Origin of the sequence: Alicyclobacillus sp. ALC3, from assembly GCF_028751195.1 — a bacterium.
GTDB lineage: Bacteria > Bacillota > Bacilli > Alicyclobacillales > Alicyclobacillaceae > Alicyclobacillus_L.
In genome coordinates this window covers 317,220-330,825 of record NZ_CP066784.1, presented here as the reverse complement: position 1 = coordinate 330,825, position 13,606 = coordinate 317,220, and the positions used below count along the sequence as shown (strand labels likewise).

Below are 13,606 nucleotides of genomic sequence, written 5' to 3'. Positions count from 1 at the left end.
CCGGCTCACTTCTGCGCGACATGTTTTACCTCGTCCACTACGGGCCTACGCTTGACGAACTAGCAGGAGGGACACCTTTTGGCGAATGTTCGCCGGACTCACGCCGACCCGATGGAGATACAACGCAAAAAAAGACGCAACCGTATCGTCGTGGCCGCGTTTTTCCTGTTCGTTGGTGCAGTGGCACTGCTCGAATCCCCGTTGACGCGTGTGCGGGGGTTCCGCGTCACAGGGAACACCTCGATCCCCGCCAGTACAATTCTGAATACTGCGCAGTTGCACAAAGGTATGAGTTTGTGGCAGGTAAATGCGGCTCATGTTTCTGCTGATGTCGTGAGCAAAAATACACTGGTGCAGTCAGTCTCCGTACATACGGACGTGCTATCCGGTATCGTAACAGTCCAAATCACTGAGAAGCACGTTGTGGCGCTGTACGAAGCAAATGGATCTTTTTACCGAGTGCTCGACGACGGTGAAATTTTCGGTACCATCGCGCCAGCAAATGGATTTTCCTGGCCAATCGTGACAACAGCCCAGCACGTGAAAGTTGCTGAGGGACAAGCTGTGCCCGTCGCGGGCTGGATGCCACTGATGAACGAGCTCGGCAAAACGAGTCCGACGTTTCTGGCAAGCGTCTCTCAATTAGAGCTCGACTCCTTTGGCTTGGTGACCGCGTACTTCTCCGATGGGTTTGCGGGACGCTGCCAAGCTTCGCAGTTGGCTCAAAAAGCATCTACCATCCAGGCAGCGGTCGCTTACTTCTCCGGAAAGGGGGACCGTCCGGGATTGATTGATGTCTCGAACGGTCCGCCGTACGAATACACGCCGTTCTCAAAGCCTTAAGCCTCTAAGGCTCCTGCAAAGACAGCGGAGTCACGGTCATACAGCGGCAGTTTGGGTCATTTTTCACTGTTCATCAGGCCTCTGCCAATGAAGGAGGAAAGTTGTCATGCAAGCGCGAGCTCGTCTCACGGCTTCACTCACAACGGTCGCGATTGCTTTGGGGCTTATGGTGGCCCTGTCTTATAAACACATGGAAAGCTTGACCGGCAACCTCCCTGTCGCGACTGCAGACACCGCTCAGAAACAGTTACAGACGCAACTGACGCAATTGACGCAGGCGAATCAAAGCGCCCAACAGCAGTTGGCGCAGTTGACGGCACAGTTAACGCAGTACGAACAGGCATCAACAGGTTCCAACGCACAGTTGCAAGGGGTGCAACGTCGCCTGTCAGCGGAACGGATCTTGGCCGGTATCACGCCGGTGCACGGACCTGGGGTGTCTGTGGTCCTGATGGACGGGACTGCAGTTGGCGGCAACACTGAGCAGGTACTGACTCATGACTGGGACATTCGCCAATTGGTCAATGAACTGTTCACAGCTGGCGCGGAAGCCGTTTCCATCAACGGTTACAGAGTCGTGGCGACTTCAGCCGTGACGTGTATTGGACCCGTCGTCAAGGTGAACGACCACCGACTCGGGGCGCCGTTTACTGTGGACGCGATTGGCGACCCGCAGACGCTGCAGTCTGCGTTGACGATTCAGGGCGGCATCCTCGATGCTTTGCGTAGCCGCGGAGTCTCGGCTTCCCAGCCGAACATCCAGCAAGACATTCAAATGCCGGCATTTACCGGGGTGCTGACCGCTTCTCCTAGTGCGGTCGGGTCATAGGGAGGTGGGCTTGTGCAGAAGACGACTTTTACGTGGGCGCTGACTGGAGTTTGCGCTGTGCTCGGATTCATGCTGACCGTGCAGTTGACGTCACGTGCACAATCGTCCACCTCCACTCCGACGAGTTACCTCGATTACCGCACTCAGGTATATGAACAGCTTCAAGAGCAGACGATCCTGGCACAAGACATCGCGAAAGAGAAGGTCCAGCTCAAACAGTATCAGTTATCAGGCGGCAACCAAGCAGCGATGCAAGCTGCGCTGCGCAAAGATGCACAGACTGTCGCGACGGAAGCGGGTCTGACAAAGGTCAGTGGGAATGGTCTTACGATGACGATTCAGGATGACCCGAACCTGCCGTTTTATCAGGCGACTGCAGGGCAGTTTCAGCAAAATGCAGACGTCATCATTTCGCAGATTGTGAATGACTTGTTTGGTGTCGGTGCCACCGCGATTAGCATCAACGGACAGAGACTCGTCACGACGTCGTCGATCCGATTGGTCAGTGGACTTGGTCCCATCACGGACCTGCAGGTAAACACATACCCGATCCAGATGCCCTACGTGATCACGGCGATCGGTAACGTCCAAGACATGCAGTCAGTTTTGACAGTTGATCAGATTCAGCCTGAACTCAACTTGATGCAAGAAGACTTTCTTGTGAAGTCATACACCGGTTCGAAACACGTGAGCGTGCCGGGCTACAGCGGCCCGCTGCCTGGCGCCTGGGCTAAGGAGGTAGGAAACTAATGATCTGGATCCCGGTTCTCGGCCTGGTCGTCGGTGTTGCAATTGGCCTTGTCACAGATGTGAACATTCCGGCTGCCTACTCAAGCTACCTGTCAATCGCCATCATCGCAGCGCTCGACACGGTTTTCGGCGGTGTGCGGGCTAGCTTAGAGAAGTCATTTGACGGAATGGTCTTTTTGACAGGGTTCTTTTTCAATACACTGGTCGCCGCGCTGCTCGCCTTCATTGGCGTTCAACTCGGCGTCGACCTGTACCTGGCGGCGGTTGTCGCCTTTGGCGTTCGCTTGTTTCAAAACATCGCCGTAATTAGGCGCATCGCATTTAACCGCATGGGCTCACGCAGGTCGCGTGCAGTGACGGCATCGAACACGGACAAGTGAGATCTCCAGAATAGGGGTCTGGCGAGAATGATTCCTATTTGGGATTGACGAAAAAGTTGCGCCGCAAAAGAGGAATGTGCTTCGGAGTGTGGAATAGTGTTGTGAAATGTTCCTTTTCACATGTAACGATGTGGGCGCATTGGGGAGGTGCCACACGGTTGGCTAAAGGAGAATACATCGTCAGTCTCGACATCGGCACTTCTAAGGTCCGGGCCATCATCGGTGAGCAAACAGGGAGTACAGTCAGTGTAATCGGTGTCGGGTCCGTTGACAGTGAAGGAATTCGCCACGGGGCGATTGTCGATATAGACTTGACGGTGGAATCCATTCGACAAGCGGTCGACCAGGCTGAGCGGATGGTCGGCATTCATATCGGGTCCGCGTACGTAGGCATCTCCGGGAACCACATCCTACTGCAAAGCAGCCACGGAGTCGTCGCTGTTTCCTCGCCAGAACGGGAAATTGGAGAAGAAGACATTGAACGCGTACTGCAACAGGCGCGCGTCATTGCGCTTCCGCCGGAACGTGAAATCATCGACGTTGTAGCGAAGGAATTCGTAGTCGATGGTCTGCATGGTATTGTGGACCCGCGCGGCATGCTGGGGGTACGGCTCGAAGTCGAAGCGTATATCATCACCGGATCACGTACAGCGATTCACAATGTCGTGCGCTGTGTCGAAAAGGCGGATATCGACGTCGCGAATCTCGTGTTGTCTCCGCTTGCTGCGAGTACGATTGCACTGTCATCTGATGATCGAAAACTTGGTGTAGCACTCGTCGACATCGGTGCAGGCGCCACTTCCGTGTCTGTGTTTGCAAACAATGTGCTGGCTGGGACAAGCATTATCCCGATGGGCGGTGACTATGTCACACATGACATCGCCATTGGGTTGAAGACGCAAACCGTTGCAGCCGAGCAAGTGAAGCTTCGTCACGGGTGCGCGTGGGTGGATTCGGCCTCGGACGACGAACGTTTCCAAGTGCCCCGGATTGGCAGCAACCAGCAGGTGGAATTTACGCAGGTTGATTTGGCGATGATTATCGAACCTCGCATGCAGGAGATTTTCGGCCTCGTGCGAAAGGAAATAGAGAAGATGGGTTTTGCGGCGGACTTAGCCAGTGGCTACGTGATGCACGGCGGCGTCATGTCGATGCAGGGTGCGGGCGAACTTGCGGAGGTTGAGTTGCAGGCACCCGTTCGTATTGCCATTCCGGACTACCTCGGCGTCCGGGATCCGTCGTTTGTCAATGGGGTGGGTACACTGGCTTACGCCGTCCGTGCGCAGGCAAAGTCTGCACCGGCCGAGGCAAGTTCGTATAGTCGACCGGTGAAGACAGGTGGGGGATTTTTCGTCCGTCTGAAAGACTGGTTTCGTGACTTTGTCTGAGGCTCGTTGCGGTAGACAGCAAGAGAGGCGAGGATATGTCCCAAGGAGGAACAGCGATGCTGGATTTTGATACGGATTTTGAGTCGTTCGCGCGGATCAAGGTCGTTGGCGTCGGAGGCGGCGGTTGCAACGCCGTTAATCGCATGATTGAGTCCGGCATTGAAGGCGTTGACTTTATCGTGGTGAACACCGACGCTCAGGCGCTTCAACTCGCTAAGGCGGAGACGAGGATTCAGATTGGTGAGAAGTTGACCCGTGGACTCGGGGCAGGCGCCAATCCGGAAGTCGGGAAGAAGGCTGCTGAAGAGAGTCGCGAGGCCCTCACAAACGCGTTGCGCGGCGCTGACATGATCTTCGTGACCGCGGGAATGGGCGGTGGCACTGGAACGGGTGCTGCTCCGATCATTGCCGAGATCGCGAAGGAACTCGGGGCTTTGACCGTAGGAGTTGTCACAAAGCCGTTCCGCTTTGAGCAAAAGCGGCGCATGTCGCAGGCTGAACAGGGTGTTGCCAACCTGAAAGAGAAGGTTGATACGTTAATCGTCATCCCGAACGACCGCCTTCTTGAAATTGTTGATCGAAACACGCCGGTGCTCGAGGCTTTCCGCGAAGCGGACAACGTGCTGCGACAGGGAGTAGCGGGCATTTCTGATTTAATCGCGGTGCCAGGTTTGATTAACGTGGACTTTGCCGATGTGAAGTCGATCATGACAGAGCGTGGCTCTGCCCTGATGGGCATCGGTGTCTCCACGGGCGAAAACCGTGCTGCAGAAGCCGCAAAAAATGCAATCTGCAGTCCGCTGCTTGAGACATCGATTGACGGAGCGCGTGGTGTCTTGATGCAAGTTGCTGGCGGAAACAACCTCAGTCTCTGGGAAGTCAACGAGGCGGCGGACATCGTTTCTTCCGCAGCCGATCCGGACGTCAACATGATTTTCGGCGCCGTGATTAGTCCCGAACTCGAGGATGAAATCATTGTGACCGTCATTGCAACGGGTTTTGAAGCGGCCCCGAACATGCAGGTGCAATCACCGACTCGGCAACGGTCAGCCGTTCTCGATGAGTTGAATCAGGGCCAGGCGCAAGCCGCCGTGACGAACTCGTGGGATGTGCCGGCCTACATCCGGCGACAAAACAGCCGTTTTCGCGATCGCTAGATCAGCCAGTTCCTTCGTGAGTCCTCGCATTCTGCGCTGCCCGGCCCTGTCGGTGCAGCGCTTTTGTTTGTACACGGCTGACACGGCGAGTCGTCGTACCATAGAGACAAAACTCTCGATGCCTCAACAAAAAGTCTCTTGAATCGCAGTCAAGTTCCGACAGGCTTTGTAATAGAGATGAACTATACTGGGGCCAACGCTGAATCCGAGGTGATGCCATGCCTATACCAGTCGTATATATCGACGTGGTGTGGCTGGTCAACTTCCTCATGGACGCCGCGATCCTGTGGACGACGTGCTGGATTATGAAGCGCTCCACCCGCCCGCGGAGATTGCTTCTCGCAGCGCTTGTCGGCTCGTTGTACGCGCTACTGATGTTTGTTCCGCACCTTCAGCTGTTCACCACTTGGGCTGGCAAAGCGCTCGCCTCCTTATGGATCGTAGGTTTGGGCGTACCATGGCGTAACTGGCTCGACCTCGGACGGGCCGTGGCGATGTACTACCTGGTGACTTTCGTGTTCGCGGGTGCAGCCATCGCTCTGCACTTTGCACTGCCGGGTGTTTCAGTAGCTAGTGGAGTCGAAGTCGCCACCCATCGACTCGTGTTCACGACGAGCGTCAAGAGCCTGTCGCTCATTCTCGGGGTTGTGCTTGGCGCAGGAATCTTACGCTACGGTGTCGGGCGTATGCGCCGGATGCAGATGCAGAAGGCAACGCGAGTAGCGGTCCGGGCGTCGATTGGAGAGCGGGAAGTTACGTTTACGGGTCTCGTTGACACAGGGAACCAACTTCGTGATCCGATCAGTAGAAAACCGGTCTGCCTTGTCGAATCTCAGGTTTTGGCGAATCTCCTCCCTGACGCGCTGTCGTCTTTGCAGTCGCCCAAGGCGGACATGCTGGACGCTCTTTCAGGAATCACTGACGAGGCGTGGATGCGCCGGATTTCCATCGTGCCGTACCGTGGCGCCGGCGGGACCCAACAACTGACGTTTGCAGTTCGCCCTGACACGGTCTTGATTCAAGGTGAATCCGGGTGGTACCCCGCAGCGACTGAAGTTGAGCTGGCGGCGCATGAAGGTGCACTCTCTTTGGACGACCAATTTCAGGCCATCATGCACATTGAAGCCATTGTGAGGGATGACAGCATTGAAACCCACGATACCCATCGGCATCAGACTCAGGATACGGTTGCAGCTGCTCTGGATCGAAATACGTCTGCGACTGGCCGGGGGCAGTGAAGAAGTCTACTACGTCGGCGGAGGCGAGGCTCTACCGCCACCGTTGACGCGAGAAGAGGAAGAGTATCTGCTCAGTCGCCTCCCAGGAGGGGACGAAGCCGTTCGGGCGATGTTGATTGAGCGCAACTTGCGATTGGTTGTTTACATTGCCCGCAAGTTCGAAAACACGGGCCTCAACATTGAGGACTTGGTCTCGATCGGGACGATTGGTTTGATTAAGGCCGTGAACACCTTTGACCCGAGTAAAAAAATTAAGCTTGCGACGTACGCCTCGAGGTGCATTGAGAACGAGATTCTGATGTTTCTGCGGCGCAACAACAAACTTCGATCTGAGGTTTCGTTTGACGAACCGCTCAACGTCGACTGGGACGGGAACGAACTTCTCCTCTCCGACGTCCTGGGTACCGAAGCGGACACAATCTATCGCAACCTCGAAGAAGAAGTTGACCGGACTCTGCTCTACGACGCGCTGGAGAAGTTGACTGACCGTGAACGTAGAATCATGGAGCTGCGCTTTGGCCTTGGGACTGGCGAAGAGATGACGCAGAAGGATGTTGCTGACCTACTGGGGATTTCACAGTCGTACATTTCCCGGCTCGAAAAGCGGATCATCAAACGCCTGCGCAAAGAGTTTAACCGCATGATTTGAGCTGGCGCACGGGTCAGACCGTCACAGGCGTTAAAGCGAGCGCGCCGGTTTGACCTGTTCGGTCTCAACTTTTTGGGAGGTACGGTCTTGCATCCTAATTTCTCCAGTTGTCGTCTGCGGGGCTGGAGGTTTGACGGAGGTTTGACGGAGGTTTGACGGATTGACACCTACAGCCGTACCCGCGATCCGGTAAGTGTCAATTTGACACCTACAGCCTCGCCCACGATCCGGTAAGTGTCAATTTGACACCTACAGCCGTACCCGCGATCCGCTAAGTGTCAATTTGACACCTACAGCCGTACCCGCGATCCGGCAAGTGTCAATTTGACACCTACAGCCTCGCCCGCGATTCGGTAAGTGTCAATTTGACACCTACAGCCGTACCCGCGATCCGGCAAGTGTCAATTTGACACCTACAACCGTACCTGCGATCCGGTAAGTGTCAATTTGACACCTACAGCCGCGCCCACGCTTCGGTAAGTGTCAATTTGACACCTACAGCCTCGCCCACGATCGGCTAAGTGCCAATTTGACACCTACAGCCGCGCCCGCGATTCGCTAAGTGTCAATTTGACACCTACAGCCGTACCCGCGATCCGGTAAGTGTCAATTTGACACCTACAGCCGTACCCGCGATCCGGCAAGTGTCAAATTGACACCTACAGCCGTACCGCGCTTCGGTAGGTGTCAATTTGACACCTACAGCCGCGCCCGCGATCCGGTAAGTGTCAATTTGACACCTATAGCCGTACCCGCGATCCGGTAAGTGTCAATTTGACACGTACAGCCGTACCCGCGATCCGGTAAGTGTCAATTTGACACCTACAGCCGCGCCCGCGGTTCGGTAAGTGTCAATTTGACACCTACAGCCGTACCCGCGATCCGCTAAGTGTCAATTTGACACCTACAGCCTCGCCCGCGATTCGCTAAGTGTCAATCGGTTTGACGGAGGTTTGTCGGGGGTCGCTCCAGGTCGCTCGGGGGTCGCTCCAGGTCGCTCGGAGGCCGCTCCATAGCGGCTCAGAACAGCCTATCGAGGCTCCGTGAACGTCGGTCGGCCGTCTGAGGCTGTTCGCAACAGTTTATCGGCTGATTTTCGAGTCGTAGAGGCGGATTATTGCTGCTGAAGCGGCGGAGGACAGCCTATTTGCGCCGGTTGACCCCTCAGACGGGCCAATAAGCGGCCGTACGCTGCTATTGCTCGGCGCGATCGCGGTAATGGCCGCGTTCGGCCGTACGCTGCTATTGCTCGGCGCGATCGCGGTAATGGCCGCGCTCCGCCGTACGCTGCTATTGCTCGGCGCGATCGCGGTGATGGCCGCGTTCGGCCGTACGCTGCTATTGCTCGGCGCGATCGCGGTAATGGCCGCGTTCGGCCGTACGCTGCTATTTGCTCGGCGCGATCGCGGAGATGGCCGCGTTCCTCCGTACGCTGCTATGGCTCAGCGCGATCGCGGTGATGGCCGTGCTCCTTCGTACGCTGCTATTGCTCGGCGCGATCGCGGAGATGGCCGCGTTCCTCCATACGCTGCTATTGCTCAGCGCGATCGCGGAGACTGCCGCGTTCCTCCGTACGCTGCTATTGCTCGGCGCGATCGCGGTGATGGCCCCGCGCGGGGAGCGTTGCGGCGTTCGTCCTGAACCGGTTAATCGCTGTGAAGGGAGTCGTGTGCCGTCAGCGCCTGGTCGGTCACGTCACTCTTGGCCAATGCATAAGAACACCCCCCTGGGAAATACTGAGGACGGATTCATTAGCCGCGATGGACGGCGGTCGTCCTTGGCACCTTGGGGGGAACTCGGTGATGAAGCGGAACAAAGTAGAGATTTGTGGCGTCAATACATCCCAACTCCCTGTCTTGACAAATGTTGAGATGCGGGAGTTGTTTCACAAACTCAAAGAGGGGGACCTCGAGTCGCGAGAAAAGCTTGTGAATGGCAATTTGCGGCTTGTACTGTCTGTGATTCAGCGATTCAACAACCGTGGGGAACACGTGGATGACCTGTTTCAGGTCGGGTGTATCGGTCTAATGAAAGCCATCGACAACTTCGACCTCGGTCAGAATGTCCGTTTTTCAACCTACGCTGTGCCGATGATCGTCGGGGAAATCCGCCGTTACCTGCGCGATAACAACCCTATCCGGGTGAGCCGCTCGCTTCGTGATATTGCCTACAAGGCGTTGCAGATTCGTGATCAGTTGACCAACCAGAACCTGCGTGAACCCACGATTCTCGAGATTTCGCAACGGATGGAGGTGGCGAAGGAAGACGTGGTGTTCGCCCTTGACGCCATTCAAGACCCGGTCTCCTTGTTCGAGCCCATCTACCACGATGGTGGTGACCCAATTTACGTCATGGACCAGATTCACGACGACAAAAACCTTGACTCGTCGTGGGTAGAAGAAATCGCGATTCGGGAAGCCATGCACAAGCTCACTGACCGCGAGAAGAAAATCCTGTCCATGCGTTTCTATGAAGGGAAGACGCAAATGGAAGTGGCAGACGAGATCGGCATCTCTCAGGCGCAGGTGTCACGTCTCGAGAAAGCTGCGATTCACCGCATGCAAAAACACATCCAAAGCTGACCCACCGCATATAGATATGAGGTCAACGAATCGGCGCTGTCCGAGTTCGGATGGCCAAAGGCGGTGTCATGAGTGCGGATATCTGACCTGCAAGCCAAGGATGTCGTTAACGTTGGGGAAGGCAAGCGGCTTGGAACAATCGGTGACCTGGAGATCGACACCGACAGCGGACTTGTGCGGGCTCTAGTCATTCCTGGCCAGGGAAAGTTCTTCGGCATGGTGGGCGGAGGCCAGGACTACGTCATTCCGTGGCACCAGATTGTCAAAATAGGCTCTGACGTGATTTTGGTCGATTTACACAGTGGACACGAATCGAGTTACTACATTCCTCCGCAGTCTGGCAAACAAGGAACAGGTGGGTATTGACGAGGGCCTAGCGGCCCTTGTTTCGTGATGGCTTCGGCAATCCATTCTAATCACCTCGCCAAACCGCTTACATCTACGGTATGATACCGGGAGAAGGGGGTGCGAACGCATGCGCACAAATTGGACAGGTTCTGCTGGTGATCCCGTCTGGATTCGGCCGGATTGGTCTACAGACCGTGTACGTGGAATCTTCTCCTTCCGCGAGGGCGGCGTGAGCGATGCCCCCTACCAATCCTTAAATGTGGGTTACCATGTGGGGGACGATGCCGCAGCAGTGACAGAAAACCGCCGCCGTTGCGCTGAGAAAATCGGGGCAACCCTGGAAGATCTGGTGGTTCCTGAGCAAGTCCACGGAGCCGGTGTAGCTGTTGTGACCGAAGCGCACCGCGGTCGAGGCAGTACGCCTGCGTTTCCCCCAATCCCGGGTGTTGACGGGGTAGTCTCAAATGTCCCCGGTCTCACGCTGACCATTATGGCAGCTGATTGTGTACCGATGCTTTTTTATGACGCAACCGCAGGTGTGATTGGCGCTGCTCACTCGGGCTGGCGCGGCACCGTGTCGCACATCTCGCGAGAGGTGTTGCGAACCATGAGTGAGGCGTTCAGTTCCCGTCCGGAGGACGTGGACGTGTGGCTGGGTCCCTCGATTCGCCGCTGTTGTTACGAAGTGGACGAGCGGGTCGCGCAGCCTGTAGCGGAGTCATTCGGACATGGGCCACTGTTACCTCGACACGCGCGGCCTGGGAAATACCTGCTGAGTCTACAAGCGTGCATTCGAATGGATTTGCAGAGTGCTGGGGTTAGCGAGGAACACATTCACGACGTAGGAGTTTGTACGGCGTGCCACACACATGTGTTGTATTCACACCGTGCCGAGCATGGTAGGACTGGCCGATTGCTCGGCGCCATTCGGCTCGCGTAGGGCTAGACAGGAGGCGACGAGCGTTGAACTCCTCTCTCGGAACGGGTGAACCGCGCAAGAGCCCGCTCGATGTGGACATTACCACTCGGTATCTGGAGTTGCGAGCAGAGATTGCTGCAGCAGCCGAACGCTGTGGCAGAACACCAGAGAGTGTGCGGATTGTGGCGGTGACAAAGTCTGCGGATGAGCAGGTTCTCGCTCCTCTACTGCAAAACGGTTGTTGCGACTTTGCTGAAAACCGTTGGCAAGATGCGCGGGTCAAGCTCGACTTCGCAAACAAACACTTGCCAACATCCATCCGTTGGCACTTTATCGGCCGCCTGCAACTGAACAAGGTCAAGTACGTGGTTCCGAATTTCTCGTGGGTCCACTCCGTTGACTCACTTGCCCTTGCTCAGGCGATCAGCGGACGTGCTGCAGCCGAGGGGCGCGTCATCAAGGCGTTGGTGCAAGTTAATGTATCTGGGGAAGCGACCAAAACGGGGTTTTCGCCTGAAGAAGTTGAGCCATTCCTCCGGAAAGTCCAGGGACTTCCTGGAGTAGAGTGGCAGGGGCTGATGACGATGGCGCCACACGCAGAGGACGTGGAGGAGACGCGTCCTTGGTTTCGGGCGCTGCGGGAGCTTTCACTGGAAGTGCGCCGTTCGCTGTCTTTGCAGGAGTTTCGGGACCTGTCTATGGGCATGTCGAATGACTTCGCCGTCGCGATCGAAGAGGGTGCAACGTTAATCAGGGTTGGCCGCCGTCTCGTCGGAGAGCGGGTCCAACCGCAAAATCTGTAGAAGGGCTGGGTGAAGCCCGGAGCATGGGAATTGTCCTGAGTCTCATTCAAGTGGTACTTACGGTCTATGGGTATGTCCTGATTGCAACGGCAGTGCTCTCCTGGGTGCCCGATCTAGCGCAGACAAGGCTTGGTCTGTTTTTGTACAAAGTGACAGAGCCGTACCTCGGCTTGTTTCGTCGCTACATCCCACCACTGCGTATCGGTGGTGTCGGAATTGACATCTCCTTCATTGTTGCCGTGATTGTCTACTTCTTTCTTCAGGCCGGTATACTGTCGGTGTTGTCGGCCATTGTCCGCTGATGGAGGTTCGTTCCTCAGAACGTCCGTTTATGCGCCGTATCGAAGACTACATCACACGCGTGAATGCTCGTGGTCAGTGGCAACTCACAGACTTCCTGTCGCCGCGGGAACAGACATTGGCGACTAGCAGAGCGGAAGCGGCAGGGATGGTCGTGCAGGGGTATGGCGGCTATCAAGACGCGGAGCGTCAACGCCTCTTGCTGATGCCCGGGGAGTGGTATCCTGAAGCCGCTGATTTTCACATAACGACACTGTCGATTGATGCTGACGAACCAATCACACACGGCGCGCTGCTTGGTGCGCTGCTGGGCAGCGGCATTGAACGGCGTAAGGTGGGCGACCTCGCGGTGGATGGGGAGCGTGCGCTTTGTGCCGTTGACCGGATGATCGCGGAACACGTCTCTCGGGAACTGCACCATGCGGGACGAGTCGCTGTCCACGTCGAGGTAGTGGACAGCGAAGTGGTGTGGCCAAAAGTGGTGTATAACACAGCGACGCTCTCTGTTGCCTCGATGCGCCTTGATGCGGTGGTTGCGGCCGCGTGTCATTGGTCAAGGGGCACTGCTCAAGAAGTCATACAGGCGGGAAGGGTGTCTGTCGAACATGTGGCGACAGACCGTGCCGATGAACCCGTGGAGGTTGGGGATGTCTTATCGGTGCGCGGTTTCGGCCGTGTTCGGGTGTTCGAGTCTGTCGGCTTAAGTAAGAAGGGCAGAATCCGCCTCGTCGTGGGCATTCTCCCATCGCGCAGGTAGAGCACTAGGCAGGGACGCTGCGGACAATTCAGCAGGAGTTTCTTCTGTTTCGTCGAATTGACAGGAAGAATTGTCGAGTTTCGCATGATTGTGGTATTGTGTGTCGATTTCAGGAGGTGTGCGTGATGCCGTTATCCCCGTTAGACATCCATAACAAGGAATTTGGCCGAGCGTTTCGTGGGTACGATGAAGATGAAGTAGACGACTTTCTGGAGCGCGTGATTCAGGACTATGAGGCTCTGATTCGCCAGAACAAGGAACTCGAAGAACGCATGGAACAGATGAACGAGCGGCTACAGCATTTTACGAATATTGAAGAGAGTCTGTCAAAGGCCATCATCGTGGCTCAGGAGACTTCCGAAGAAGTCAAGTCAAACGCGCGCAAAGAAGCTCAACTCATCCTCAGGGAAGCCGAGAAGAATGCGGATCGGATTGTCAGTGAAGCCCTGAATAAGTCGAGGAAGATTGCGCTCGAGGTCGAAGAAGTACAAAGACACGCAGCCATTTTCCGTGCCCGATTCCGTTCGCTAATTCAGGCGCAGCTTGAAATGCTTGAGTCTGGGGAATGGGAACGGTTTGACGAGGACGTGGCCTCTAACACGAAAGAGCCAGCGATTTTCAGCCATCCGACAGCTTAATCATCCACCTGCTCAGTTGTCTGCC

Annotated in this window: 15 protein-coding genes; all 15 read left to right on the top strand. The window is 56.0% G+C overall.

From position 1 onward, the window contains the following. Positions 1–78 precede the first annotated feature (78 nt). The 15 genes from JC200_RS01535 to JC200_RS01465 all read left to right on the top strand — a co-directional run bounded on the left by JC200_RS01535 (position 79) and on the right by JC200_RS01465 (position 13,581). On the top strand, positions 79–843 hold the full coding sequence (locus JC200_RS01535; RefSeq protein ID WP_274434423.1) for a cell division protein FtsQ/DivIB: 765 nt from the start codon (positions 79–81) through the stop codon (positions 841–843). Between the two features lie 106 nt (positions 844–949). Next, positions 950–1,672: a DUF881 domain-containing protein gene (locus JC200_RS01530; RefSeq protein WP_274434422.1), complete on the top strand. Its 723-nt coding sequence runs from the start codon at positions 950–952 to the stop codon at positions 1,670–1,672. A gap of 12 nt (positions 1,673–1,684) precedes the next feature. Beyond that, the gene (locus JC200_RS01525) at positions 1,685–2,422 is read left to right on the top strand and encodes a DUF881 domain-containing protein (RefSeq protein ID WP_274434421.1); all 738 of its coding nucleotides are present in this window, start codon (positions 1,685–1,687) and stop codon (positions 2,420–2,422) included. Further along, complete coding sequence (locus JC200_RS01520) at positions 2,422–2,802, top strand: small basic family protein (RefSeq protein ID WP_274434420.1); 381 nt, start codon at positions 2,422–2,424, stop codon at positions 2,800–2,802. Before JC200_RS01525 ends, JC200_RS01520 begins: the two co-directional genes overlap by 1 nt. Positions 2,803–2,960: 158 nt before the next feature. Next, on the top strand, positions 2,961–4,190 hold the full coding sequence (gene ftsA / locus JC200_RS01515) for a cell division protein FtsA (RefSeq protein ID WP_274434419.1): 1,230 nt from the start codon (positions 2,961–2,963) through the stop codon (positions 4,188–4,190). Between the two features lie 56 nt (positions 4,191–4,246). Further along, the gene (gene ftsZ, locus JC200_RS01510) at positions 4,247–5,347 is read left to right on the top strand and encodes a cell division protein FtsZ (RefSeq protein ID WP_274434418.1); all 1,101 of its coding nucleotides are present in this window, start codon (positions 4,247–4,249) and stop codon (positions 5,345–5,347) included. Positions 5,348–5,565: 218 nt separating this feature from the next. Continuing rightward, positions 5,566–6,585 (top strand): sigma-E processing peptidase SpoIIGA, encoded by a 1,020-nt coding sequence (gene spoIIGA, locus JC200_RS01505; protein WP_274434417.1) that lies wholly within the window; start codon positions 5,566–5,568, stop codon positions 6,583–6,585. Then, entirely contained in the window at positions 6,485–7,234 is a 750-nt protein-coding gene (gene sigE / locus JC200_RS01500) for an RNA polymerase sporulation sigma factor SigE (RefSeq protein ID WP_443111860.1), read from the top strand. Before spoIIGA ends, sigE begins: the two co-directional genes overlap by 101 nt. Before the next feature lie 1,802 nt (positions 7,235–9,036). Beyond that, positions 9,037–9,816: an RNA polymerase sporulation sigma factor SigG gene (gene sigG, locus JC200_RS01495; RefSeq protein ID WP_338000191.1), complete on the top strand. Its 780-nt coding sequence runs from the start codon at positions 9,037–9,039 to the stop codon at positions 9,814–9,816. Between the two features lie 72 nt (positions 9,817–9,888). Then, the gene (locus JC200_RS01490; protein WP_274434415.1) at positions 9,889–10,182 is read left to right on the top strand and encodes a YlmC/YmxH family sporulation protein; all 294 of its coding nucleotides are present in this window, start codon (positions 9,889–9,891) and stop codon (positions 10,180–10,182) included. Positions 10,183–10,291: 109 nt separating this feature from the next. Beyond that, positions 10,292–11,104 carry a peptidoglycan editing factor PgeF gene (pgeF, locus tag JC200_RS01485; protein ID WP_274434414.1) on the top strand — a complete coding sequence of 271 codons (813 nt, stop codon included), beginning with the start codon at positions 10,292–10,294 and terminating at the stop codon, positions 11,102–11,104. 23 nt (positions 11,105–11,127) lie between these two features. After that, positions 11,128–11,886, top strand: a complete 759-nt coding sequence (locus JC200_RS01480; protein WP_338000190.1) for a YggS family pyridoxal phosphate-dependent enzyme — start codon at positions 11,128–11,130, stop codon at positions 11,884–11,886. 23 nt (positions 11,887–11,909) lie between these two features. After that, positions 11,910–12,188 (top strand): YggT family protein, encoded by a 279-nt coding sequence (locus JC200_RS01475; protein ID WP_274434413.1) that lies wholly within the window; start codon positions 11,910–11,912, stop codon positions 12,186–12,188. A 29-nt stretch (positions 12,189–12,217) separates the two neighbouring features. Next, positions 12,218–12,943, top strand: a complete 726-nt coding sequence (locus tag JC200_RS01470) for a YlmH family RNA-binding protein (protein ID WP_274434412.1) — start codon at positions 12,218–12,220, stop codon at positions 12,941–12,943. 125 nt (positions 12,944–13,068) lie between these two features. After that, positions 13,069–13,581, top strand: a complete 513-nt coding sequence (locus JC200_RS01465) for a DivIVA domain-containing protein (RefSeq protein WP_274434411.1) — start codon at positions 13,069–13,071, stop codon at positions 13,579–13,581. Positions 13,582–13,606: the final 25 nt, after the last annotated feature.

Excerpts from the sequence above, each read along its gene's own strand:
- ftsZ (WP_274434418.1), top strand. The coding sequence starts at position 4,247 with ATGCTGGATTTTGATACGGATTTTGAGTCGTTCGCGCGGATCAAGGTC.
- JC200_RS01470 (WP_274434412.1), top strand. The coding sequence starts at position 12,218 with ATGCGCCGTATCGAAGACTACATCACACGCGTGAATGCTCGTGGTCAG.
- spoIIGA (WP_274434417.1), top strand. The coding sequence starts at position 5,566 with ATGCCTATACCAGTCGTATATATCGACGTGGTGTGGCTGGTCAACTTC.
- JC200_RS01520 (WP_274434420.1), top strand. The coding sequence starts at position 2,422 with ATGATCTGGATCCCGGTTCTCGGCCTGGTCGTCGGTGTTGCAATTGGC.
- JC200_RS01465 (WP_274434411.1), top strand. The coding sequence starts at position 13,069 with ATGCCGTTATCCCCGTTAGACATCCATAACAAGGAATTTGGCCGAGCG.
- pgeF (WP_274434414.1), top strand. The coding sequence starts at position 10,292 with ATGCGCACAAATTGGACAGGTTCTGCTGGTGATCCCGTCTGGATTCGG.
- sigG (WP_338000191.1), top strand. The coding sequence starts at position 9,037 with ATGAAGCGGAACAAAGTAGAGATTTGTGGCGTCAATACATCCCAACTC.
- JC200_RS01530 (WP_274434422.1), top strand. The coding sequence starts at position 950 with ATGCAAGCGCGAGCTCGTCTCACGGCTTCACTCACAACGGTCGCGATT.
- sigE (WP_443111860.1), top strand. The coding sequence starts at position 6,485 with ATGACAGCATTGAAACCCACGATACCCATCGGCATCAGACTCAGGATA.
- JC200_RS01475 (WP_274434413.1), top strand. The coding sequence starts at position 11,910 with ATGGGAATTGTCCTGAGTCTCATTCAAGTGGTACTTACGGTCTATGGG.